1 protein-coding gene is annotated in these 1,466 nt (G+C 59.5%); it reads right to left on the bottom strand.

The window, feature by feature from the left end; translation table 11 throughout:
• Positions 1-1,443: Ig-like domain-containing protein (locus tag VZ94_RS21840; protein WP_239650147.1), on the bottom strand; the 1,443-nt coding region annotated here is incomplete at its 3' end.
• Positions 1,444-1,466 lie beyond the last annotated feature (23 nt).

The raw sequence follows: 1,466 nt of genomic DNA, 5'->3' as shown, positions 1-1,466 counted from the left end.
TGGCGCATGGTTAACCGGGTTGACCACGATGTTGACGGTCGCCGTTTCGGTGATGCCATCGGGGCTAGTCACTGTGTACGTGAAGCTGTCGTTGCCAGTGTAGCCTGGGTTCGGCGTGTACGTGACGGTGCCGTCGGCATTGATCTCGACCGTGCCGTGGCTCGGCGTGGTGACGTCGGTGATGACTGGGCTGCCTTCGAAGCTGTCGTTAGCCAGTACGTCGATGATGACGGCCGTGTCTTCGTCGGTCACGGTGTTATCGTTGGCGATGTCGCTGACTGGGGTCACTGTCAGCGTTAACGTGCTGGTGGTGCTGAACTCGCCGTCGCTGACTGTGACGGTGATTTCAGGCACCGGGCCGTGATAGTCCGGCTCAGGCGTGAACGTGTAGTCGCCGTCGCTGCTCAGCGTGAACGTGCCGATGCCTGGAATCGTTGCGTTGTCGCCTGGCGTGTAATTTTCACCGTTGACAGTAAAGCCGGTCACCGTCAGTTCGTCGCCATCCGGGTCGCGGTCGTTGGCTAAGACGTTGCCGGTTTGCACGTCATCTTCTAGGCCGATGCCCGTGTCATTGCTAGCCGTTGGCGCATGGTTAACCGGGTTGACCACGATGTTGACGGTCGCCGTTTCGGTGATGCCGTCAGGGCTAGTCACTGTGTAGCTGAAGCTGTCGTTGCCGGTGTAGCCTGGGTTCGGTGTGTACGTGACGGTGCCATCGGCATTGATCTCGACCGTGCCATGGCTTGGCGTGCTGGTGCTCGTGATCACCGGACTGCCTTCGAAGCTGTCGTTGGCCAGTACGTCGATGATGACGGCCGTGTCTTCGTCGGTCACGGCGTTATCGTTGGCGATGTCGCTGACTGGGGTCACTGTCAGCGTTAACGTGCTGGTGGTGCTGAACTCGCCGTCGCTGACTGTGACGGTGATTTCAGGCACGGGGCCGTGATAGTCCGGCTCAGGCGTGAACGTGTAGTCGCCGTCGCTGTTCAGCGTGAACGTGCCGATACCAGGAATGCTTGCGCTGTCACCTGGCGTGTAATTTTCACCGTTGACGCTAAAGCCAGTCACCGTGAGGTCGTCGCCATCCGGGTCGCTGTCGTTGGCTAAGACGTTACCGGTTTGCACGTCATCTTCTAGGCCGATGCCCGTGTCATTGCTAGCCGTTGGCGCATGGTTAACCGGGTTGACCACGATGTTGACGGTCGCGGTTTCGGTGATGCCGTCAGGGCTAGTCACTGTGTAGCTGAAGCTGTCGTTGCCGGTATAGCCTGGGTTCGGTGTGTACGTGACGGTGCCGTCGGCATTGAGCGTGACGGTGCCATGGCTGGGCGTGGTGACGTCGGTAATCACCGGGCTGCCTTCGAAGCTGTCGTTGGCCAATACATCGATAGTCACACTGCTGTCTTGGTCGAGCGTGACGTTGTCATCCGCGATGTCAACCACCGGTGTGACCGTCAGCGTTAACG

The sequence above is a fragment of the Methylocucumis oryzae genome (assembly GCF_000963695.1).
Classification (GTDB): domain Bacteria; phylum Pseudomonadota; class Gammaproteobacteria; order Methylococcales; family Methylomonadaceae; genus Methylovulum; species Methylovulum oryzae.
The sequence above is the reverse complement of the archived record's forward strand: the minus strand, read 5'-3'. Positions and strand labels throughout refer to the sequence as shown.